This is a genomic window from Janthinobacterium sp. PSPC3-1 (assembly GCF_049896105.1).
In the GTDB taxonomy this organism is placed as follows: domain Bacteria; phylum Pseudomonadota; class Gammaproteobacteria; order Burkholderiales; family Burkholderiaceae_D; genus Janthinobacterium.
In genome coordinates, this window is record NZ_JAFCTQ010000002.1 from 128597 (window position 1) to 148760 (window position 20164).

A 20164-nucleotide genomic window follows, 5' to 3' on the forward strand; every position below is an offset into this window, starting at 1 on the left:
GCGCTACAGTCATGCCATTGTTCGCCGTTCACCGGAGTTTGCCATGCCGCCACTCGACCTTGCCATCCCACCTGCCGCGCCCGCCATTGCGCGCACGCTGCGCCAGATCCGTCACTTGCCCGGCCCATACGCCCTGCCCTTCTTTGGCAACAGTTTCCAGCTGAAACTGCCACGCATCCACCGCGACGTGGAAGGCTGGGTCCGCCGCTACGGTCCCTATATGCGCGCCTGGTTTGGCCGCACCCTGGTGCTGGTGGTGGCCGACAGCGAGGCCGTCTCCGCCATCCTGCGCGACCGGCCCGACGGCTTTCGCCGCCCGCTATCGAGCTACATCGTGTCCGAGGAAATGGGCGGCATCCCGGGCCTGTTCCTGGCCGAAGGCAGCGCCTGGCGCAACCAGCGCCGCATGGTGATGGCCGGCATGGCGCCCGGCGCCATCAAGGCCTATTTTCCGTCGCTGGTCACGGTGGCACAGCGCCTGCAGCGGCGCTGGCAGGATGCGGCCCGGCAAGGCCAGGCCATCGGCCTCGATGGCGACCTGAAACGCTATACGGTCGACATTATTGCGGGCCTGGCGTTTGGCACCGAGGTCAATACCCTGGAGGCGGGCGAGGACGTGATCCAGCGCCATATGGACGCGATCCTGCCGGCCGTGGCGCGGCGCAGCCTGTCGATGCTGCCGTACTGGCGCTACTTCAAGTTACCGGCCGACAAGCGCCTGGACCGCGACGTGGCGGCGCTCGATATTGCCGTCTCCGATCTGGTGCGCCAGGCGCGCGGCCGCATGGAGCAGGACCCGGCACGGCGCGTACGCCCGCCCAATCTGCTGGAGGCGATGATCGCCGCCGCTGATGAAAAAAACAGCGGCGTCGACGACCGCGCCGTGGCCGGCAATGTGCTGACCATGCTGCTGGCCGGCGAAGACACGACGGCCAACACGATCTCGTGGATGATTTATTTGCTGCGTTGCAACCCGTCTGCCCTGGCGCGGGCGCGCGAGGAAGTGCGCAGCGTGGCGCCCGACGTGGCCGGCTTTACCATCGAGCAGATGGACCGCCTGGACTATCTTGGCGCCTGCGCCAGCGAAGCGATGCGTTTGAAGCCGGTGGCGCCGTTTTTGCCGCTCGAAGCCTTGCGCGACACGGTGGTGGGCGATGTGGCCGTGCCTGCCGGCAGCCTGGTGTGGTGCGTGCTGCGCCACGATACGCTGTCCGACGCGCACTTTCCCGATGCCCAGGCATTCAGGCCCGAACGCTGGCTTGAAGAGGGCCAGCAGGAAGTCAACAACAAGCGCGCCGCCATGCCGTTTGGCTCGGGCCTGCGCACCTGCCCGGGCCGCTATCTGGCGCTGCTGGAAATCAAGATCGCCATGGCCATGCTGTTGGGCAGCTTCGATATCGCCGGCGTCGATACGCCCGATGGCGGCGAGGCGCAGGAGCTGATGGGCTTTGTGATGTCGCCGGTGGGCCTGTCGCTGCGGCTGGCACCGCCACGGTGATACCATCGGCTTTTATGTCAGCGTACCGCCATCATGAACGACAGCCTGATCGATATCCGTTTGCGCCTGGCCGCCTTTGCGCAAGAGCGCGACTGGGACCAGTTCCATACGCCGAAAAACCTGGCCATGGCGCTGTCGGTCGAAGTGGCCGAGCTGGTGGAGCACTACCAGTGGCTGCCGACCGGCGCGGACGCGGAACTCGACGAGGCGAAACGCACCGGCATCCGCCATGAGCTGGCCGACGTGCTGATGTACCTGGTGCGCCTGGCCGACAAGAGCGGCGTCGACCTGCATGCGGCGGTGCTGGAAAAAATGGAACTGAACGCCTTGAAATACCCGGCCGGCCAGGTGCGCGGCGACGCCCGCAAATATTCCGAATACTGACCGTACCATCTGTGCGTGGCCGATACGCGAATCGGCGTAGCATCGGGCCATGCGTATTCCATTTATTCTCTTTTTCGCGGCCATGCTGCCATGGGGTGCAACGCTGGCGCAAACGCCGGCCGTGCCGCAAGTCAAGGTCGACGCCACGCGCGACCCGGTCGACAAGTCCTATCGCAAGATGATGCAGGGCGTGGACCGCTTCGAGCGCGACCATGCACTGGCGCCGCAGGCCAGCCTGCGTTTTCGCCTGCTGCCGCGCCAGCCCGGCGTCGACATGCAAGGCGTGAAATTGCGCATCGCCGGCGACACCGTCAGCGTGCCGCTGCCCTTGCTTGAAGACAATAGCTTCGCCCCCGTGCGCAACGCGCAGGCGCTGCGCGAAGACGCGGTGCTGATCGCCAACCGCAAGGCCACCACCATGAGCTGGCGCGCCCAGGTCATCACGCCGGGCTTGCCACCAGGCACGCGGCGCCTGGGCGACCTGCGCCTGGAATGCCGGGCCGGCATGGATTCGGGCCTGATCTCGAACGACCCCGCCATTATTTCCTGGCTATCGAGCATACTGTACAGCACCGACAAGGTCTGCTCCGAGCCGGACGGCAACTACCTGTTCTTTACCGACCGGCCCTTGCTGGGCGTCACGCTGGTGCACGGCGAACGCCGCCTGGCCCTGCCCTTCAAGATGCTGTATGCGGGTGGCGAACAGACACCCGCCTCGCTGCCGTATTGCGATTGCCAGGTGTTGCTGGACCGCACCTATTACGCGCCGCTATGGGACCAGAGCTGGCCCGACGATACCCTGCTGGAGTTCGATTACATGGATGAGGTGGCGCCATGAAGTGGCTGATGTTTCCACTGCTGCTGTCACTGGCCGCCTGCTCCGGCACGCGCGCCCTGCAAGCGAGCAAATCCGTGCCGCAAGCCACCCTGGAGCAAACCGTGCAGGTGGGCAGCAGCACCCGCGAACAGGTGCGTGCCGCCTTGGGTGACAGCACCTCGATAAGGTTTGATAGCGGCAATGAGGTGTGGATGTACACCTATCCGGATGGTTCGCCGGGCGGCGGCGAATATATCATCCTCTTCGGCCAGGACGGCGTGGTGAAAAAGGTGCGGCGAGGCGAGGTGTACCAGTTAAAGAAATAGCCCGGCTTACTTGCCCAGCGCCCGCACCGCACCACCGCTCGCCCTGCGCCGCGGCGCCTGCTTCAGCTTGAACACAAACATCGACTTGGCCACGCTGTCGGTGCGCTGCGCCAGGTTGGTGGCGGCGGCGGCCGCCTGCTCGACCAGCGCTGCATTCTGCTGGGTAATGCCGTCCATATGGATCACCGCCTGGTTGACCTGGCCGATGCCCTGGTTCTGCTCGCGGGTGGTCGACGAAATCTCGTCCATCACTTCCGTCACCCTGGCAACCGAAGCGATCACTTCCTGCATGGTGGCGCCGGCATTGCTGGTCAGTACGGTACCGGCATTGACGGTGGCGATCGAATGGTCGATCAGGTGTTTGACTTCCTTGGCGGCCGTGGCCGAACGCTGGGCAAGGCTGCGCACTTCGCCGGCCACCACCGCAAAACCACGGCCGTGCTCGCCAGCGCGCGCCGCTTCGACGGCGGCATTCAGGGCCAGGATATTGGTCTGGAAGGCGATGCCGTCGATCAGGCCAATAATGTCGAGAATCTTGCGCGACGAGCCGCTGATTTCATCCATGGTGCTGACCACTTCGGTGACAATCGCCCCGCCTTTCGCGGCCACGGCCGAAGCCTGCACCGCCAGGTCATTGGCCGTGGCCACGTGATCGGCGCTGCTCTGCACGGTCGAGGTCAGCTCTTCCATGCTGGCGGCCGTCTGCTCCAGGCTGGACGCCTGCGATTCGGTGCGGCTGGACAAGTCCATATTGCCGGTCGCGATCTCGGCGGTGGTGACGCGGATATCCTCGAAATTGGCGCGCACGTCGCCGATGATGCTGTGCAGATTGATATTGGTCTGGCGCAGGGCCGCCATCAGCTGGCCCATGTCGTCGTCACGCACCTTGTCGATCACGCCGGTCAGGTCGCCACCGGCCATCTTGCGCGCCACCATCACCGCCTCGCTCAGGGGCTGCACCACCGAGTTGTGCAGATAGGCCCAGAACACCAGCATGATCACCGACGCCATGGCAGCCAGCGCAATCAGCCAGCCGCGCGTGGCGGCATGGGTGTCGCTGTCGATATTCCAGACGGCGCCAGCCAACACGGCCATGGAGACGCAGAAGAAGATGGCGTTGACGGCCATGCCTTGCGACAGGCTGGGCTGGCTCAGGGCTTTCAATTTGGCGCCCAGGCCCTGGCCAACGATACGGCCATTGCGAAAGGCCAGCTTGGCCTGGTTGCCATCCTTGAAGCCTTTGTACAGCGCGGCCGCTTCTTCCACCTGCTCGCGCGTGGGCTTGGTGCGCACCGACATGTAACCGACCGGACGGCCGTTTTCGATCACCGGCGTGATATTGGCCAGCACCCAGTAATAGTCGCCGTTCTTGCAGCGGTTCTTGACCATGCCGGTCCACGGCATGCCGCTCTGGATGGTGCGCCACAGGTCGGCAAACGCTTCGGCCGGCATGTCGGGGTGGCGCAGGATATTTTGCGGCGCGCCCAGCAATTCTGATTCGGAAAATCCACTGACTTCAATAAAATACTGATTGGCATAATTAATGTTTCCCTGTAAATCCGTGGTGGAAACAATCGTCATGCCGTCATTGAGAATAGTTTCTTTTTGCGTGACGGGCATATTCAAGCGCATTCTCGCTCCTTTGTTTTTGTAAATAGCATAGCAAAATTATAAAAACAATATACCACATCAAGCCTCGCGCCCATACCATGGCGCCAGTCTTGCCGCAGGTAAAGGAATAACATAAAATACACGCAATTTATCTATTTATATTTCCTTTTATTTAATTAAATTGATTTTATTAACACGGAAAATATTAATATATCGCGCCGCCATGATTGCGCATTCGCCATCAATATTCCAATACGCTGCGCAATGCACGGCGATGCCTGCCAGATACCGTCAACCATTGCCAAGCGGTACGCCGCGATTCAAATCGTAAGTAGGAACACTTATTGCCTCGGCGGCGTGAAAAAGCATTTTCAACGGAGAAATTATTGTTGCCGATAGGCGACAAAAAAAGGCGCCCGAAGGCGCCTTTGCTCACTGCGGCTGACGCCGCAGGATTACTTGTAGGTCTTGCGCGGCGCTTTCGGGCGCGGTGGCGCGGGCTTGCGCTCCGAGGTGCCATCGTCGAGCGTGATGCGCAGTTGCTGGCCAGCCACCCACACCGACTTCAGGTGATCGAGGATTTCCGGCGGCATGCCTTCCGGCAGGTCCAGCACGCTGTGCTTGTCGAAGATATCGATGCGGCCGATATGCTTGGCTTCCAGGTTCGCTTCGTTGGCGATGGCGCCGACGATATTGCTAGGCGTGACCAGATGATCGCGGCCCACTTCGATGCGGTAGGCCGTCACGCCCGGACGTGGACGTTCTTTCTTTGGCGCGCGCACAGGAGCGTCGCTGGCAGGCGCTTCCGGTGCGGCGTCCTTGAACGCCGGCGCGGCCTTGGCGGCAAACGGCTTGCGCGGCGCGGCCGCCGGCGCCAGGTCAGGCGCATCGCCATCGCGGCTGATGCGCAGCTGCTGGCCGGCCACCCAGACGGTTTTCAGCTGGTCCAGCAATTCCTTCGGCATGCTGTCCGGCAAATCCAGGACGCTGTAGTCGTCATAGATTTCAATCCGGCCGATATTTTTCGAATCGATGCCCGCTTCGTTGGCGATGGCGCCGACGATATTGCCAGGTTTCACGCCATGCTGATGGCCCACTTCGATGCGGAAGGTCTGCATGCCGGCGTCCGCGGGGCGTTGCACGCGTTCCTTTTTCGGGAAGGCCGGGCGTTCGCTGCGCTCGCCACGTTCAAAACGGTCACCGCGTTCAGGCCGGTCGTTGCGTTCGAAACGCTCCTGGCGCACCGGACGGTCATCCTGCCAGGTGGCCTGTTCGCGCGCCTTGTTCTTGTCCAGCAGCAGCGGCGTATTGCCACGTGCCATCTTCGCCAGGGCGGCGGCGATTTCAATCGCCGGGATATTCTGTTCGCGCTCGAAGTCTTCGATCAGCGACTGGAATTGTTCCAGTTCGCCCAGCGCCAGGGTTTCCGAGATCTGTTCCTTGAACTTGGCGATGCGCACGTCGTTGACGGCCTGGATGGTCGGCAGTTCCAGCATGCCGATCGGCTGGCGGGTCGAGCGCTCGATGGCTTTCAACAAGTTCTTTTCACGCGGGGTGATGAACAGGATCGCTTCGCCGCTGCGGCCGGCGCGGCCGGTGCGGCCGATACGGTGGGTATAGCTTTCCGGATCGTGCGGCACGTCGTAGTTGACCACATGGCTGATGCGTTCCACGTCCAGGCCGCGCGCGGCCACGTCGGTGGCGACCAGGATGTCGATCTTGCCGTCTTTCAGCTGCTGGATGGTGCGCTCGCGCTGTGCCTGCTGGATGTCGCCGTTGATGGCGGCGGCCGAGAAACCGCGCGCCTGCAACTTGCCGGCCAGCTCTTCCGTGCCCAGCTTGGTGCGGGCGAAGATGATCATGCCGTCAAACGCTTCCGCTTCCAGGATGCGGGTCAGCGCGTCGAGCTTGTGCATGCCCGACACCAGCCAGTAGCGCTGGCGAATATTGTCGGCCGTGCCGGTCTTGGCGGCCACCGTCACTTCGGCCGGATTGACCAGGTAGGTGGTGGCGATGCGCTTGATAACGGAAGGCATGGTGGCCGAGAACAGCGCCGTCTGGTGGCCTTCCGGTGTTTCTTTCAAGATGCGCTCGACGTCGTCGATAAAGCCCATGCGCAGCATTTCATCGGCTTCGTCGAGCACCAGGGTTTTCAGCTTGGACAGGTCGAGCGACCCCTTGTCCAGGTGATCGATGACGCGGCCTGGCGTGCCGACAATGACGTGCACGCCGCGGCGCAGCGCCGACAGTTGCGGGCCATAGCTTTGGCCGCCGTAGATCGGCAGCACATGGAAGCCGGGAATGTGGGCAGCGTAGACCTGGAACGCTTCGGCGACCTGGATCGCCAGTTCGCGCGTCGGGGCCAGGACCAAGGCTTGGGGTGAGCTTTGTTTCAGATCGATGCGCGACAGGATGGGCAGGGCAAAGGCGGCGGTTTTACCGGTACCTGTCTGCGCCTGGCCCAGCACGTCGCGGTTGGCGAGCAACAAGGGAATCGTGGCCGCCTGGATAGGCGACGGTGTTTCGTAACCGACATCCTTGAGCGCGCGTATCAGCGGCTCGCTCAGGTTGAGATCGGAAAATAAGGAAATTGGTGTATCAGACATGAAATCACTCACAAGTTCGCTCGAATCGCCCAATGCGAAAGAGTGTATCTGCTAGTTTACTCTTTACTGGCCCGTACCGGGTGGAACAGCAGCGCAGATCGCCAATTTTTGCCATCCAAAACGCAGAAAAATCGGCGATCCGCACGCAATTGGTGCAAAAACCAGGCAATCTTACCTGTTTTGCAATATATTCATATCCTGTTACAGATGCTCGGGAGCAAGTGTTGGCGCGTCCGCCGCATGGCGCAGGAATTCCAGCAAGTCCGCGTTCAGCTGGTCCTTGTGGGTGGTCGCCAGGCCATGCGGCGCGCCCGGATACACCAGCAGCCGGCTGCCGATAACAAGTTCGGCCGAGCGCCGCGCCGAGGCGGCAATCGGCACGATCTGGTCGTCGTCGCCATGGATCACCAGGGTCGGAATGTCGAATTTCGCCAGGTCCTGCGTAAAATCCGTTTCCGAAAACTGCTTGATGCATAGATAGGCGGCCGGCATGCCTGCTTGCATGCCCTGCCGCCAGAACGCGTCGCGCACGCCTTGCGACGGCTTGGCATCGGGCCGGTTGTAGCCATAAAACCCTTCGCTCAGGTCGCGAAAGAACTGGCTGCGGTCGGCCTGCACGCCGCTGCGGATATCGTCAAACGCTTCGATCGGCAAGCCCAACGGGTTGTCCGGCGTTTGCAGCATCAGCGGCGGCACGGCGCCCACCAGCACCGCGCCCGACAATCGACCCGTGCCATGGCGGCCGATATAGCGCGCCACCTCGCCGCCGCCGGTCGAATGGCCGACCAGGGTCGCGCCCTGCAAATCGAGCGCCTCGATCAGTTCGGCCAGGTCGTCGGCATAGGTATCCATGTCGTTGCCGTCAAACGGCTGGCTGGAACGGCCATGGCCGCGCCGGTCGTGGGCGATCACGCGGTAGCCGTTGGAAGCGAGGAAAAACATCTGGTCTTCCCAGGCATCGGCCGACAGCGGCCAGCCATGGCTGAACACCACGGGCGCGCCGCTGCCCCAGTCCTTGTAGTAAATCGTCGTGCCATCACGAGTGCGCAGGGTATTGCCTGCGGTTGCCTTATCGGTCGTGCTGCGTGCGTCGGTCATGCCAGCCTCCTTGGTCATGGCCTGCCGGTTGGCGGCCCTCGCGGCCATTGTGGCCCGATTCGACTCATGCACGCCGCGCTGTACGTTCAGGAAAGATGATCCGTAGAGTAAGATTGCTGCCGACACATCATCGTCATGCCATGTCCTTGTTTAAATTTTGGAGTCTTTATGCGTACCTCTTTCGCCCTCGCCGCCAGCCTTGCCCTGTTTGGCACGGCTGCCAGCGCCCAGAAACTGCCTGTCGTTGCCGAAGCGCCGCTGCGCGCCCACCTGTCCTTTCTTGCCGACGACCTGCTCGAAGGACGCGGCACCGGCCAGCGCGGCGGCGACCTGGCCGTGCGCTACCTGGAAACCCAGGCGGCGCTGGCCGGCTTGCAGCCACTGAAGGACGGCACGTATCGCCAGGGCTTGAAGATCGTCGGCAGCAAGGCCTTGCCCGACAGCACCGTGACCTTCAGCGCTGGCGGCAAGACCATCGCGCCCAAGTTTGGCGAGGGCATCGTGTTTGGCGCGTCGAATGGGCAGGAAAAAGTGGCGTTCGACGCCCCCGTGGTGTTTGCCGGCTACGGCATCGACGCTCCGGAAGAAAAATGGGACGACTTCAAGGGCGTCGACCTGAAGGGCAAGCTGGTGATCATGATGGTCAATGATCCGCAGCCAACCGCCAGCGAGCCGAACCGCTTTGCCGGCAAGTCGCTGACCTGGTATGGCCGCTGGGTCTACAAATACGAGGAAGCGCTGCGCCAGGGCGCGGCCGGCGTGCTGCTGATCCACACGACGGCGTCGGCCTCGTACCCATGGTCGGTACCGGCCAACGGTTTCGGCCATGAGCGTTTCAACCTGGCCGGCAGCGGCAATGCGATGGAAGGCTGGCTGCAGGAAGACATGGCGCGCACCCTGTTCAAGGCAGCGGGCCAGGATCTGGACGCCCTGCGCGCCCAGGCCGAAACGCGCGACTTCAAGCCGGTGGCCCTGAACGCCACCGTCAAGGTCAGCCTCAACAGCACCATCCGTACCATCGAACAATTCAACGTGGCCGGCATCGTGCCCGGCACCGATCCGAAGTTGAAAGACGAGGCAGTGATTTACTCGGCGCACTGGGATCACCTGGGCAAGGATGACGACGGTAGCGCCAAAGCCGGCAGCGACCATATCTATAACGGCGCGATCGACAACGCCTCGGGCGCGGCCGCCCTGCTGGCGATGGCGCAAGTGGCCGTCAAGCAACCGGCACGGCGCACGCAGATCTTCCTGTGGCCTGCCGGCGAGGAAACCGGCATGCTGGGCGCCAATGCCTGGGTGCGTGCACCGCTGTGGCCGCTGGCCAGGACCGCCGCCGACCTGAATCTCGACAGCATGAATTTTGTCGGCAAGACGCACGACATCGGTGTCGCCGGCGCCGAGCGCAGCAGCCTGTACGCCAGCGCCGCCAAGGTCGCCAAGCGCATGGGCCTGCGCCTGGCACCGGCCATTCCCGACCTGTCCGGCGCCTTTTACCGGGCCGACCATTTCGCCTTTGCCAAGGCCGGCATTCCCGCCTTTAACGTGGGCTCGGCCGTGTTCTCGGGCGACGGCTCGTTCGACTTCGTCAAGGACCCCAAGGAGTCAAGCGCGCGCCTGGTTGCGTTCAAGAAAGACTACCATCAGGTCACGGACGAATACAACCCGTCCTGGGACCTGTCGGGCATGGTGCAGCAGGCGCAGTTCACCCTGAACCTGGGCTACGAAGTGGCCAACGACAAAACCATGCCGGTGTGGAACAAGGATGAGGCGTTCGGCAAAGTGAAGCGCTAAATACTTAAAAGCAACTCTATCGATTATCGGACAAGGACCAGCATGTCATTACAAAAAGGCCAGAAACTCAAGCTCGACAGCAGTACGGTGGCGGCGGACATCACCGTCAGGTGCACGCTCAAGGCGCCGTTCCATATCGACATCAGCTGTTTCGGCCTTGATGCGAACGGCAAGTTGTCCGACGAGGCGTATATGGTGTTCTACAACCAGACCGCCTCGCCCAAGGAAGAAATCCGCCTGCTGGCCGATGTGCCCGACAGCCAGTTCATGGTCCAGCTGGCCAGGCTGCCGGCGCGGATCGACAAGCTGGTGTTTACCGCCGCCATCGATCCCGCGCACAGCCAGACCATGCGCGAACTGGGCAGCCTGGAGTTTCGCCTGGGCGAACATGTGTTTGCCTTGAGCGGCCTGGACTTCAGCGGCGAAAAGGCGATCATGGTCGCCGAGCTGTACCGGAAAGACGGCGACTGGCGCCTCGGCGTCAACGGCCAGGGTTTCAATGGCGGCCTCGACGCCCTGCTGGTGCATTTCGGCGGCGCCGTCGCGCCCGCCAGCGCTACTGCGACGCCGGCAGCGGCGGCCCCAGCCAGGGTCTCGCTGGAAAAACGCTTCGAGCAGCAGGCGCCGCAACTGGTCTCGCTGGCAAAAATCGCCGGCGTCTCGCTGGCCAAGAACCGGCTGGAACGGGTGCGCGCCAAGGTGGCGTTTGTCCTTGACGCGTCCGGCTCGATGTACGGGCAATATGACAGCGGGCAGGTGCAGGAGGTGGTCAATCGCGTGTTTCCCCTCGGTGTGCACTTCGATGACGACGAGGAACTGGAGACGTGGGCTTTTGCGCTCAAGAGCAAGCAGCTGTCGAATGTCACCTTCGGCAATTTCAAGAACTATGTCAAGAAAGACAAAGGCGGCTGGCAGCAATGGATGAGCGACTTGAATGCCGGCTACAACAATGAACCGGCCGTGATCCGTGACGTGATCACGCATTTTTCCGGTTTGACGCCACCGGCTGTCGTGACCGAGAAGAAAGGAATTTTCTCGTCGAAAAAGGTATTTCCGGAAGGATTTGCTCCCGCCATCGCTGCCAAGGCGCCGGTCTTCGTGCTGTTCATTTCGGATGGCGGCGTGTCGCACAACGACGAAATCCAGTTCCTGATCCGCTGGGCCAGCACCTTGCCGATCTTCTGGCAATTTATCGGCATCGGCGGCTCCAGCTACGGCGCGCTGGAAAAGCTCGATGACCTGTCCGGCCGCCATATCGACAACGCCAATTTTTTCGCCATCGACGACCTGCGCCAGATTTCGGAAGCCGAGCTGTACGACCGCATGATGCAGGAGTTCCCGGCGTGGCTGAAGCAGGCGCGCGCCAGGGATATCATCGGGAACTACGAGCTGTAGTTCAAATCGCCATGATCCGTTTCAGGTCGACAAACGCCGTTTCATACAGGTGCTGGAAGGCGCCGACCATTACCTCTTCCACGCCTTCGGCCGCGTCGAACTGGCTCGACCATTCGGCCACGCAGGAGGTGGCGCCCGGCTCGCCGGTGACGCGCAGGGTGGAACGGTAGTTTTTCACGGGGATCGGACCCGAGACGATGGTGTAGCTGTAGCTTTTGTCCGCTTCGCTGAAGCTTTGCAGGCGTTCGGCGATGATGGCGCCGTCCGTGGTTTTCAGGCGGCGCACGCGGCCGCCCTGCTCCGGCAAGCTGGTCTTGATCGAGCTCGACCACTCCGCCAGCGACTGGAAGCCGCCGATAAAATCCCACACGCGTTCGGCGCTTGCCGCCAGTGTCACAGAAACAGTTACTTGGGCCATCTTTAATTCGGTTCCTCATCCAGGTTTGCCGGGCGCCGAGGCGGGCCGGGCCGGCCGGAATGCCCGGCACAGGCGCTATTTTAGCGCCCATGCCGCGTTGCTGCCGAATGCTTACAGATTTTCTGATAGGAAAATGAGCGAATTGCCGTGTGCCTGCACCGACGCGCGCTGGTTGTAGCTGTCGCGGTAATTGCAGTTGAAACCGTGTTCGGCTTGCGCGTAGACATGGATTTCCACTTCTTCGCGGCCGTCGAAACGCTCGGCGATGGCTTTCACGGCATCGGCCGGGATATGGCTGTCGCTGCCGCCAAAATGCATCAGCAGCGGCACCTTGATCTCGCCGGCCAGGTCCAGCTTGTTCTGGATGCCGCCGCCATAGTAGGCGATGGCGGTATCGACCAGGCCGGCCGCTGCCGCCTGGTAGGACAAGCGGCCGCCAAAGCAATAGCCAATCGAAGCGATCTTGCCTTCGACTTCAGGACGCGCGCGCAGGGCGGCGACGGTGGCGGTGATGTCGGCCAGCGCTTGCGGGTTGTCAGTCGCCTGCATCAGTTCGACGGCGCGCTTCCAGCCCGATTCGTCATAGCCCAGTTCGATGTGCGCGCCTTCGCGCCAGAACAGGTCGGGCACCAGCACCACATAGCCATCAAGCGCATATTGCTCGGCAACCGTGCGGATATGTTCATTGACGCCAAAAATTTCCTGCAACAGCACGATGCCGGGGCCTTTGCCGATATGCGGCACGGCCAGGTAGGCCTGGAAGGTGGCGCCGTCGGCGCCGGTGATATCGATCCACTGCGTAGTGATGCTCATGAAGACTCCAGTTCTGTGAGGGGGAAACAGAAAAGCATCTTACTGGTTTTTTCCGCTTCCTGCGCCCGCCCCGCCCCTGCCTTGTGACAGGCGACAATCGCGGAACCTGGTACATTCCTAGTACATTTCGCGCAAGTACAATACCGGACCGGATTTGAATACGCCGAACACCACGCGGCCCACGCTCGATGGCAAATAGGAAAAGCCGCCGACCGACACATCGACGCTGCCGGCTACCTTCGGCGCCTGCAGGGTCAGCCGCCCATTGCCTGCCAGCACGCCCCCGCTGAACTGATACACCTGGTCGGCCACCACCAGATTGCTGCAGACCAGCTGTTTGAGGCAGTTGGCCAGCACCACCTGGGGCTTGCCGAAACGGCTGATGCCGTCGGCCAGGTTGACGCGCCAGAGCTTGCCATCCCAGTACTTCAGCTGCACGTCCAGGCGCATGGGCAGCAGTTCCGAGCCGGAACTGTTGGGCACGGAAATAAAGCCGGTCAACACCGTCAGCGCCGCTTCCTTGCCCTGCGACGAGGGCTTCGACGTGACCAGATTGTTGACCGAATACGTAAAGTTGGCGCGCAACAGCACGCCTGTCGGCGCCGCCAGCGTCGATGCTGCGGCCGAGGGCGAATAGGCACCGGGAAATTGATAGGCCAGCACCTGGCGCGCCACGCCCTTGCTGAAGGAGCTCATCGGCACGCCGGTCAGGGTGGTGCCGGCCGCGCTGCCATCGGTCAGCTTGCCGCCGGCCGGATTGACTGGTGGCGCATTGCTCGTATCCTTGGCATCAAGCGCCAACAGCAATACCTGCTGATTCTTCAAGTCACCATCGGCGTCATCGAAATTCTCCGTCGTCACGCCCTGCAAATTTTGCGCCGTGACGGCCAGCGCGAAAGGCTGGCGCGAATACACAAACCGCGGGTCTGCGCCGGTGTCAGGACAGGCCAGCTGGGTGCCGCACAAGGCGGGAAATTGCTTGTATGGTTCGGTGGACAAATCAACAGCGGTCTGAAAATGATGAGGAATGAACAGCACATTATTGCTGACGCCCGTCGCCAGTGGCGTGACAGTATCGATTTTTTGCACGCCCAGGTAATTATTCAAGGTGGCGGTCATATTGATGGTGCCTGTTTCCGCCCATGCCAGCTCGCTTGCGGTGCCAACACCACTACTGAAGACAAGCTTGCCTTCAAGCTTGGGATTGGCGACGACCTTGGGCGCATTGAAGACCGGTTTCACAAAAACACGGTCGAGTGCCACATCCGGAGTAACCGTCTCACGACCGAAATTGGGCGTGGTGGCGCCCGCCTTGTTTTGCGCCGTGACCGTCACCGACGGCACTTCCTGGCCCGCACGCTGCGGGCTGGCAATCGCGCTAAAGGCAAACTTGGCCGGCGCGACGATGACATTGCCGCTGCCCGTCATGCTCAAACCACTGTCGGCGCCGCTGGTCGAGGTGTAGGTCGCAGTCAGCCCCACCTGGCCCACATCCGCATATTGCATCCTGGGGGTCGCCACGCCTGCGCTATTGAAGCCCAACAAGACATCGGCGCCAGCCGCGCTGCAAGCGCTGCTGGCGTTACCGGCCAGCGGCACATAAGTACCGTTCGTCCCCTGTATGCGCGTGGGCAAGGTGCCGCTGGCAGGGTTGGCATAGCTGCATTTCAACTTGATGGTTTTATTCTGGTTGGCAAACAGCGGCACGCAAACCTGGGGATTGCTGCCCGAAGCCTGCACCGCGCTGATCGACACCGACTGCGCATCTTCCGCATAGCGCGGATCGCCGCTCACCTGCAGGCCGCTGCTGTTGAACGGCATCTGGCAATTGGTGGTGCTGCCCGTGGTGCTGTCTTTGCACACCAGCGCGCCCGTGGTGGACGGCATGCTGGTCAGGCTCAGGGTGGCCGTGCCCCCCGCATATTGCGCCACCGTGCTGTCGACGCTGCCGGTATTGCCCGTCTGCGCCGTGGCGCCGCCAGGCGACAGAACGACAGTCGCGCCATTCTTATAAAGGCTGCCGCAGCTGGCGTCGGCGCAGGCTTTGACGGTGACTTTTTCCGGGGAGCAGCTTAGCGCCGCGGCCGGGTGGGAGATTTCGAAATGGTGGGGGCCGGATTGGACGCCGGGGCCGCATTTGGGGCCCTTAACGCTATCTACGGGAAAGCCGCTTTTGTTTGTCACGCAAGTGCATTTGGTATCTGCCGTGTCAGCTTTACAGGTAATCGTCTGGTAGACGCGCGTGCTCCAGTCAAGGAAGATTTTTCCTACAAGAGCAGTGCCACTGATATATGCATTTTCCGGTGCGAGGGATACATCGCCGGCATCGACATTGCCTTTGATCTCACTCTTGGCACCAATTGTCAGCGATGTGCTGGCAGTGATATTGCCTTCGACCTGAACGCTATCCGGCAAAATATTTACTTTAGGCGCGATAATGTCACCTTTCATCTTGCTACCTGAGCCCAAGTCAAAGGAATTTTTGGCAGTAACATTGCCATTGATAGTGACACCCGAATCGGTTTTGATAACGTTACCCTTGATTGAGCCAGTCACAAGCGAACGGGAAGAAATTTTAACCTCGCCAGTAGCTGTAATATTACCTTTGACCGTAGTTGGTGCAGTACCGAGTGTGACGGAAGCCGCTGTAATATCGGCCACCACAACCGCCCCTTCGATTGCCCCTACAACAAAATTGCCAGGTTCCGCGACAATAGAGCCGCCAGTTACGTTCAAATTGGCAGGCTTGATGCCACTAAAGCTTATATCGCCTACAACCGTCAGTTTGGCAGTACCACTCATGGTGAAAAACTGATTGTAGTCGAGCGTGACGCTGCTCTTAACCGTTACCGCATAGCCGCTTGCTATCGTATACGCATCTACTTTATTAAAAGCATCACAAGTGTATTGATTACCAGATTTGGGACAATTTGTGATGTTGCTGCCATCGAAGTTAATATTAGCGGCCTGAGCTAAACCAGTCCACAGCAAGAAAAATAGGCCTATAGCAAAGAGAGGTATGCGCACGATGGTCCGTAGTCTAAGGATGGCAGGCGTAACTGCATGTGATGATCCATGCTAAGCTCATCGCCTCATGCATGTTGTTGCATTATGGCAGCATTCCTCTCTCAGCCGCTACAGAATGATCAAGCCCACTCCCCAGTCCTTCCCCCTGCGCACTGTCGATATCATTATTTACCCGGGCTTCAAGGCCCTCGAAGCCATCGGTGCCATGAAGGTGTTTGATTATGCCAACACCCATCTGCGCCTGCGCAACTTGCCGGGTGGTTATGACATGCGCATCGCGTCCACCGCCATCGGCCCGGTGGAGTCGGATACGCTGATGAGTTTGCATGCCAGCAAGGCGCTGGACGCCAGCCGCTTGCCGGACTTGGCCGTGATTGTCGGTTGCCACCATGTCGAGCAGGTACTCGATGAAATCCCGGCGATCGCCGCCTGGGTGGCCGAGGCCGCGCCGCGCATCGATACCCTGGCGGCGCTGTGCACGGGCTGCTTTTTCCTGGCCGAGGCAGGCGTGCTCGACGGCAAGCGCGCCGCCACGCACTGGAGCGCGGTCGACAGCCTGCGCCGGCGCTATCCACAGGTCGACGTCAATGCCGATGCGATCTTCGTGAGGGAAGGCAATGTATGGACTTCGGCGGGCGTCACCGCCGGCATCGACCTGGCGCTGGCGCTGGTGGAGGAGGATTTCAGCCGCGATATCGCCCTGGAAGTGGCGCGCGACCTGGTGGTGTATTTGAAACGGCCGGGCGGGCAGTCGCAGTTTTCCGTGCACCTGTCGAGCCAGATGACGACGCACCCGACCATACGCCAGTTGCAGGCATGGATCATGGAACACCTGGCCGAAGACTTGAGCGTGCCGCAGCTGGCGGCCAGCCTGGCCATGAGCGAGCGCAATTTTACGCGCGTGTTCCAGCGCGAAACGCAGACCAATCCCACCGAATTCATCGAAACGGCGCGCTTCGAAGTGGCGCGCCGGCTGCTGGAAGAAAACGTGTCGTCACTGAAACAGGTGGCCGCGCAAACGGGCTTGCACAGCGAGGAAAGGCTGCGCCGCCTGTTTCACAAGAAGCTCGGCGTCACGCCGCGCGACTACCGCGAACGCTTTTCCAGCACCAGCCGCTAGCGCGATTTTCCGGTACGCACATGCCGCGTTGCCAGTTGCTGGCGATGCCATTCCAGCGGCGTAAACATCAGCGCGCACAGCAGATACGTGGCCAGCAAGGCCAGCCAGATGACGGGCGTGGCGAGGATGGCGGCGTCGCGCCACCACAGCGCCAGCACGGCGGACAGGCTGGCGCCGAGCAACACGGGCAGCATGCGCCGCAAGGTCAGCAGATAGGCAGTGGCGAACATCAGGGCTCCCGGCATCAAAGATTGCGCAGCGATGCCCTGACATTAGCAGGGGCGGACGGCGAAGTACAGCGCGCCATCCCCTGCTGGTCGCAAATGTTGCTTTAGTACAGCACTACCGACCGGATCGACTCGCCGCTCTTCATCAGATCAAAACCTTCGTTGATGCGTTCGAGCGGCAGGCGATGGGTGATCAGGTCGTCGATATTGAGCTTGCCTTCCATATACCAGTCGACGATCTTCGGCACATCGGTGCGACCACGCGCGCCGCCGAAGGCCGACCCGCGCCATTCGCGGCCCGTCACCAGCTGGAACGGACGGGTGGAAATTTCCTGGCCCGCAGCCGCCACGCCGATAATGAACGATTTGCCCCAGCCTTTATGCGTGCACTCGAGCGCCTGGCGCATCAGGGTGGTGTTGCCGACGCATTCAAAACTGTAATCGGCGCCGCCGTCGGTCAGCTGGACGATGGCGTCGACCACGTTTTCCACCTCGTTCGGGTTGATAAAGTGCGTCATGCCGAACTTGCGGGCGATCGCCTGGCGCGCCGGGTTGATGTCGATGCCGATGATTTTGTCGGCACCCACCATTTTCGCGGCCTGGATCACGTTCAGGCCGATACCGCCCAGGCCGAACACGGCCACGTTGGCGCCCGCCTCGACCTTGGCCGAGAACAGCACCGCGCCCACGCCGGTGGTCACGCCGCAACCGATATAGCAGACCTTGTCGAACGGCGCGTCTTCGCGGATCTTGGCCAGGGCGATTTCCGGCACCACGATGTAGTTGGAAAAGGTCGAGGTGCCCATGTAGTGGAACAGCGGTTTGCCGTCCAGCGAGAAACGACTGGTGGCGTCCGGCATCAGGCCACGGCCCTGGGTGCTGCGGATTTTCTGGCACAGATTGGTCTTCTGCGACAGGCAGAACTTGCACTCGCGGCATTCCGGTGTGTACAGCGGAATCACGTGGTCGTCTTTTTTCAGCGTTTTGACGCCCGGGCCCACGTCGACCACGATGCCGGCGCCTTCATGGCCCAGGATGGCGGGAAAGATGCCCTCCGGATCGGCGCCGGACAAGGTGTAGTAATCGGTATGGCAGATGCCGGTCGCTTTCAGCTCGATCAGCACTTCGCCTTCGCGCGGGCCGGCCAGGTCGACTGTTTCAATGGTCAGGGGGGCGCCGGCCTTCCAGGCCACGGCTGCTTTGGTTTTCATGGGTTGCTCCTGCTCGGTTTCAGATGGCGCATTATGGCCGGACGACACCGCAGGCGGGGCGGCAAACGGGGAGATTGTCTGAAAACGCGGCGCCGTTGTCCGATCGTGCGGCAGCGAACGGAACAGCTGATTGCGGCAGGCGTATGCTCGCGACAGTTCACGCTCGCTTGCGAAGGATCAAGTCTGCCAGCGAAAAAATGAATGATTGTATTCCAACGCCGTCCATCATTTGACAGGCGGCTGCGTCGTTCCATCCCTGGAGACTGACATGCGCAATCGAACTTGCTTCACTGCATTCAAACAATCCTTGCTGGCGCTGCTGTTGCTGTTCAGCCTGGGCCTGCTGGCCTCGTGCGGCGGCCATGACGATGACGACGATCCCGCACCCGGCCCCACGACCGGCAGCCTGGTGGTGACCATCAGCGGCCTGCCGGTCGGCGTGAATGGCGCCGTCACCGTGACCGGGCCGGCGTCCTACAGCAAGCTGCTGACCGCTTCAAGCACCCTGAACGACCTGGCGCCAGGCGCGTATGCCGTCACTGCCGCCAATGTGGCTTACGGCAGTGGCAGCCTGGCGGCCACGCCGGCGACACAGCAAGTGCAGGTTGCCGCCGGCGCCACCACCAGCGCCGGCGTCGCCTACGCGGCCACGGCGCCGCTGGCGCTGGCCTTGCAGGAGGTCGCCAGCGGCTTGCAGGCGCCGACCTTCCTGACCGCGCCCGCGAGCGACAGCCGCCTCTTCATCGTCGAGCGCGCCGGGCGCATCCGCATCGTCGACAATGGCAACCTGCTGGCCACGCCATTCCTCGACATCAGCAGCCGCACCAGCACCGATGGCGAACGGGGCCTGCTGTCGATGGCCTTTCATCCGCAGTACGCCAGCAATGGCTACTTTTTCCTGTACTACACCGACCTGATCGGCAATATCATCATCGAGCGGCGCCAGGTTTCGGCCGGCAACCCCAATCTCGCCGATGCGCTGGCCAGCGTGCAGATCATCGCGATTCCCCACCCCGGCTTCAGCAACCACAACGGCGGCCTGCTCAGTTTTGGCCCGGACGGCTATCTGTATGCGGCCACGGGTGACGGCGGCGGTGCCGGCGACCCGTCCGGCAATGCGCAAAACACCAATCTGTTGCTCGGCAAAATGCTGCGCCTGGACGTCAACGCCAGCAGCATCGCGCAACCGTATGCCATCCCGGCCAGCAACCCGTTTGTCAATACGGCAGGCAAGCGCGCGGAAATCTGGGCGTATGGCCTGCGCAATCCCTGGCGCTATGCCTTCGATACCACCGCGCAACTGCTGTATATCGCCGACGTGGGCCAGGGCCAGCGCGAAGAGGTCAATGTGGCGCCAGTCGGCACGGCAGGCAACAATTACGGCTGGAACATCATGGAAGGCACGCAGTGCTATAACAGCGCCACTTGCAACCAGGCGGGGCTGGTGCTGCCCAAGGTCGACTACGGCCACGACAGCGCCGGCGGCTGTTCGATCACGGGCGGTTATGTGTACCGCGGCACGGCCCTGCCGGAACTGGCCGGCCACTATCTGTATTCCGACTATTGCAGCGGCTGGCTGAAGAGTTTTACTTACAGCAATGGCAGCGCCTCGGCCGTGACGGATTGGGCCATCACCAACGTGGGCAATATCGTGTCGTTCGGCCAGGATGCGCAGAAAGAGCTGTACATGCTCAGCAGCAGCGGCAAGGTTTACCGCATCGTGCGCAAGTAATCGCGCAGGTGGTTTTTTCGACGCATGGCGGGGAAGCGGCTAGAATTGACTTTCCCGCCACGTCCGGCACACCTGATCAAGAGAGAC

The 20164-nt window shown here is 61.7% G+C and carries 16 protein-coding genes; 8 read left to right on the plus strand and 8 right to left on the minus strand.

Annotation, left to right across the window (positions count from 1 at the left end; translation table 11 throughout):
* Positions 1 to 43 precede the first annotated feature (43 nt).
* The 4 genes from ACP7B7_RS02810 to ACP7B7_RS02825 are packed head-to-tail and all read left to right on the plus strand — an operon-like array spanning position 44 to position 3025.
* The gene (locus tag ACP7B7_RS02810; RefSeq protein WP_426075657.1) at positions 44 to 1498 is read left to right on the plus strand and encodes a cytochrome P450; all 1455 of its coding nucleotides are present in this window, start codon (positions 44 to 46) and stop codon (positions 1496 to 1498) included.
* 33 nt (positions 1499 to 1531) lie between these two features.
* Complete coding sequence (locus ACP7B7_RS02815; RefSeq protein ID WP_426075658.1) at positions 1532 to 1882, plus strand: nucleotide pyrophosphohydrolase; 351 nt, start codon at positions 1532 to 1534, stop codon at positions 1880 to 1882.
* Positions 1883 to 1931: 49 nt separating this feature from the next.
* Positions 1932 to 2720 (plus strand): hypothetical protein, encoded by a 789-nt coding sequence (locus ACP7B7_RS02820; RefSeq protein WP_426075659.1) that lies wholly within the window; start codon positions 1932 to 1934, stop codon positions 2718 to 2720.
* Complete coding sequence (locus ACP7B7_RS02825) at positions 2717 to 3025, plus strand: hypothetical protein (protein ID WP_426075661.1); 309 nt, start codon at positions 2717 to 2719, stop codon at positions 3023 to 3025. The genes ACP7B7_RS02820 and ACP7B7_RS02825 overlap by 4 nt, the downstream gene beginning before the upstream one ends.
* Positions 3026 to 3031: 6 nt before the next feature.
* On the opposite strand, the gene ACP7B7_RS02830 is transcribed toward ACP7B7_RS02825, so the two are convergent.
* The 3 genes from ACP7B7_RS02830 to ACP7B7_RS02840 all read right to left on the minus strand — a co-directional run bounded on the left by ACP7B7_RS02830 (position 3032) and on the right by ACP7B7_RS02840 (position 8340).
* Positions 3032 to 4657 carry a methyl-accepting chemotaxis protein gene (locus ACP7B7_RS02830; RefSeq protein ID WP_426075663.1) on the minus strand — a complete coding sequence of 542 codons (1626 nt, stop codon included), beginning with the start codon at positions 4655 to 4657 and terminating at the stop codon, positions 3032 to 3034.
* Between the two features lie 434 nt (positions 4658 to 5091).
* Positions 5092 to 7242 carry a DEAD/DEAH box helicase gene (locus ACP7B7_RS02835; protein WP_426075664.1) on the minus strand — a complete coding sequence of 717 codons (2151 nt, stop codon included), beginning with the start codon at positions 7240 to 7242 and terminating at the stop codon, positions 5092 to 5094.
* 201 nt (positions 7243 to 7443) lie between these two features.
* Entirely contained in the window at positions 7444 to 8340 is an 897-nt protein-coding gene (locus tag ACP7B7_RS02840) for an alpha/beta fold hydrolase (protein ID WP_308923706.1), read from the minus strand.
* A gap of 168 nt (positions 8341 to 8508) precedes the next feature.
* Between ACP7B7_RS02840 and ACP7B7_RS02845 the strand changes: the two genes are divergently transcribed.
* A complete protein-coding gene (locus ACP7B7_RS02845) occupies positions 8509 to 10134 on the plus strand; it encodes a M28 family peptidase (protein ID WP_426075666.1) in 1626 nt (541 codons plus the stop codon).
* A 42-nt stretch (positions 10135 to 10176) separates the two neighbouring features.
* On the plus strand, positions 10177 to 11529 hold the full coding sequence (locus ACP7B7_RS02850) for a vWA domain-containing protein (RefSeq protein ID WP_426075667.1): 1353 nt from the start codon (positions 10177 to 10179) through the stop codon (positions 11527 to 11529).
* Between the two features lies 1 nt (position 11530).
* On the opposite strand, the gene ACP7B7_RS02855 is transcribed toward ACP7B7_RS02850, so the two are convergent.
* From ACP7B7_RS02855 to ACP7B7_RS02865, 3 genes are all read right to left on the minus strand, one after another.
* Positions 11531 to 11947, minus strand: coding sequence for an SRPBCC family protein (locus tag ACP7B7_RS02855; RefSeq protein WP_308923703.1), 417 nt, complete (start codon positions 11945 to 11947; stop codon positions 11531 to 11533).
* Positions 11948 to 12058: 111 nt separating this feature from the next.
* Positions 12059 to 12760 (minus strand): dienelactone hydrolase family protein, encoded by a 702-nt coding sequence (locus ACP7B7_RS02860; protein ID WP_308923702.1) that lies wholly within the window; start codon positions 12758 to 12760, stop codon positions 12059 to 12061.
* A gap of 117 nt (positions 12761 to 12877) precedes the next feature.
* Positions 12878 to 15787 (minus strand): DUF6701 domain-containing protein, encoded by a 2910-nt coding sequence (locus ACP7B7_RS02865; RefSeq protein ID WP_426075669.1) that lies wholly within the window; start codon positions 15785 to 15787, stop codon positions 12878 to 12880.
* 115 nt (positions 15788 to 15902) lie between these two features.
* Between ACP7B7_RS02865 and ACP7B7_RS02870 the strand changes: the two genes are divergently transcribed.
* A complete protein-coding gene (locus ACP7B7_RS02870) occupies positions 15903 to 16907 on the plus strand; it encodes a GlxA family transcriptional regulator (protein ID WP_308923700.1) in 1005 nt (334 codons plus the stop codon).
* Here the strand turns inward: ACP7B7_RS02870 and ACP7B7_RS02875 are convergent.
* Positions 16904 to 17137: a hypothetical protein gene (locus ACP7B7_RS02875; protein ID WP_308923699.1), complete on the minus strand. Its 234-nt coding sequence runs from the start codon at positions 17135 to 17137 to the stop codon at positions 16904 to 16906. The genes ACP7B7_RS02870 and ACP7B7_RS02875 overlap by 4 nt on opposite strands.
* A 101-nt stretch (positions 17138 to 17238) precedes the next feature.
* Entirely contained in the window at positions 17239 to 18345 is a 1107-nt protein-coding gene (locus tag ACP7B7_RS02880) for an S-(hydroxymethyl)glutathione dehydrogenase/class III alcohol dehydrogenase (protein ID WP_308923698.1), read from the minus strand.
* 268 nt (positions 18346 to 18613) lie between these two features.
* Between ACP7B7_RS02880 and ACP7B7_RS02885 the strand changes: the two genes are divergently transcribed.
* Positions 18614 to 20077, plus strand: coding sequence for a PQQ-dependent sugar dehydrogenase (locus ACP7B7_RS02885; protein WP_426075670.1), 1464 nt, complete (start codon positions 18614 to 18616; stop codon positions 20075 to 20077).
* Positions 20078 to 20164: the final 87 nt, after the last annotated feature.

Excerpts from the sequence above, each read along its gene's own strand:
- ACP7B7_RS02810 (WP_426075657.1), top strand. The coding sequence starts at position 44 with ATGCCGCCACTCGACCTTGCCATCCCACCTGCCGCGCCCGCCATTGCG.
- ACP7B7_RS02815 (WP_426075658.1), top strand. The coding sequence starts at position 1,532 with ATGAACGACAGCCTGATCGATATCCGTTTGCGCCTGGCCGCCTTTGCG.
- ACP7B7_RS02820 (WP_426075659.1), top strand. The coding sequence starts at position 1,932 with ATGCGTATTCCATTTATTCTCTTTTTCGCGGCCATGCTGCCATGGGGT.
- ACP7B7_RS02825 (WP_426075661.1), top strand. The coding sequence starts at position 2,717 with ATGAAGTGGCTGATGTTTCCACTGCTGCTGTCACTGGCCGCCTGCTCC.
- ACP7B7_RS02830 (WP_426075663.1), bottom strand. The coding sequence starts at position 4,657 with ATGCGCTTGAATATGCCCGTCACGCAAAAAGAAACTATTCTCAATGAC.
- ACP7B7_RS02835 (WP_426075664.1), bottom strand. The coding sequence starts at position 7,242 with ATGTCTGATACACCAATTTCCTTATTTTCCGATCTCAACCTGAGCGAG.
- ACP7B7_RS02840 (WP_308923706.1), bottom strand. The coding sequence starts at position 8,340 with ATGACCGACGCACGCAGCACGACCGATAAGGCAACCGCAGGCAATACC.
- ACP7B7_RS02845 (WP_426075666.1), top strand. The coding sequence starts at position 8,509 with ATGCGTACCTCTTTCGCCCTCGCCGCCAGCCTTGCCCTGTTTGGCACG.
- ACP7B7_RS02850 (WP_426075667.1), top strand. The coding sequence starts at position 10,177 with ATGTCATTACAAAAAGGCCAGAAACTCAAGCTCGACAGCAGTACGGTG.
- ACP7B7_RS02855 (WP_308923703.1), bottom strand. The coding sequence starts at position 11,947 with ATGGCCCAAGTAACTGTTTCTGTGACACTGGCGGCAAGCGCCGAACGC.
- ACP7B7_RS02860 (WP_308923702.1), bottom strand. The coding sequence starts at position 12,760 with ATGAGCATCACTACGCAGTGGATCGATATCACCGGCGCCGACGGCGCC.
- ACP7B7_RS02870 (WP_308923700.1), top strand. The coding sequence starts at position 15,903 with ATGATCAAGCCCACTCCCCAGTCCTTCCCCCTGCGCACTGTCGATATC.
- ACP7B7_RS02875 (WP_308923699.1), bottom strand. The coding sequence starts at position 17,137 with ATGTTCGCCACTGCCTATCTGCTGACCTTGCGGCGCATGCTGCCCGTG.
- ACP7B7_RS02880 (WP_308923698.1), bottom strand. The coding sequence starts at position 18,345 with ATGAAAACCAAAGCAGCCGTGGCCTGGAAGGCCGGCGCCCCCCTGACC.
- ACP7B7_RS02885 (WP_426075670.1), top strand. The coding sequence starts at position 18,614 with ATGCGCAATCGAACTTGCTTCACTGCATTCAAACAATCCTTGCTGGCG.